Annotated in this window: 1 protein-coding gene; it reads left to right on the top strand. The window is 45.4% G+C overall.

The window, feature by feature from the left end:
• Positions 1-95: 95 nt before the first annotated feature.
• Positions 96-1,112 carry an IS110 family transposase gene (locus SHEWPOL2_RS21970; protein WP_037431787.1) on the top strand — a complete coding sequence of 339 codons (1,017 nt, stop codon included), beginning with the start codon at positions 96-98 and terminating at the stop codon, positions 1,110-1,112.
• Positions 1,113-1,380 lie beyond the last annotated feature (268 nt).

Raw genomic sequence — 1,380 nt, 5'->3', positions numbered from 1 at the left:
ATGGATAATGGAATGGACCCATCCACTTTAAATCGGCCTCGCAATGGGCCACGATGTAGTCGCTAAAACTCATCAGAAAGAGGACGGGTCCACCTATGAAGATTACTACAATCGGTTTAGATATCGCAAAGTCTGTTTTTCATGCTGTTGGCGTCGATAAAGCAGGCAAGTTAATTAAAAAGAAAATGCTTAGACGCAAAGACTTGCTGCCCTTTGTCGCTCAAATTGAGCCTTGTCTGATTGTGATGGAAGCCTGTAGTGGCGCAAATTACTGGACCAGAGAATTTGAGCTGTTGGGCCACAGCGTCAAGTTAATTGCTCCTCAATTTGTCGTGCCTTTTCGGCAAGGTAACAAAAATGACTACAATGATGCTTTAGCCATCGCGGAGGCTGCGCAGCGACCCAACATGCGGTTTGTAAAACCCAAAAGCGTCGAGCAGCAAGATGTGCAACTGCTCCACCGAATGCGCGAACGATTAACTAAGCAATCAACAGCCTTAATCAACCAAGTGCGAGGTATGTTAGCTGAATACGGCATCGTGATAGCCAAAAGTAAATCGGCTTTTAAAGTACAGTTTCCTGAGATTTTGACTAACGAAACCAATGCGCTGACTACCAAAGGTCGAACAATTTTTTATCAGTTATATGAAGAGTTTACAGATATAGAAAGACGGCTTAAGGATTGTGATACCCAAGTACTCACTGAAACGAAAAACAATGTGATTTGCCAGCGTTTAGAGACTATCCCAGGTATTGGTCCCGTCACCGCTACGGCCTTTTATGCGGCTGCTGGAGAGGGTAAAGACTTCAGTAATGGTAGACACTTTTCAGCTTGGTGTGGCTTGGTTCCCAAGCAACACAGCAGCGGAGGTAAAGATAACCTCCTTGGGATAAGCAAGCGGGGAAATGCGTATTTACGTACCCTGTTTATTCACGGCGCCAGAGCGGTGTTGCAGCACAGTTGTCATAAACAGGATAAATTTAGCTGCTGGGCAATACAGTTAGCAGAGCGCCGAGGTTTTAATCGAGCCTGTGTGGCCGTCGCCAATAAACTCGCGAGAATGGCATGGGTTATCGCGGCGCGTGAGGAAGAGTATCGGCTTCCAGTATAGTACTGAATAGATTCAATAAACGTGAATAATTAACCAACCAGCAAGTTGCTAAGACACTTGATTTGATGATGAGACAGTCAGACTGATCTACTAAAAACCTTAGTCGGGCATAGGCTCATTACGAAGCCGCAGGGATGATAAGGACTGTAGAAGCAGATATCCATCAGGGCCAGAGGGATCCCTCAATAACAGGCCGGATATATGGGTGCAATGAACTCTTCTCAAAATCGTTATCGAATGTCTTGCAAACCGGATGGGTCCATATATG

This window comes from Shewanella sp. POL2 (genome assembly GCF_000282755.1).
Lineage (GTDB): Bacteria > Pseudomonadota > Gammaproteobacteria > Enterobacterales > Shewanellaceae > Shewanella > Shewanella xiamenensis.
Note: the sequence above shows the minus strand (reverse complement) of the source record. Positions and strands in the feature narration are given on the sequence as shown.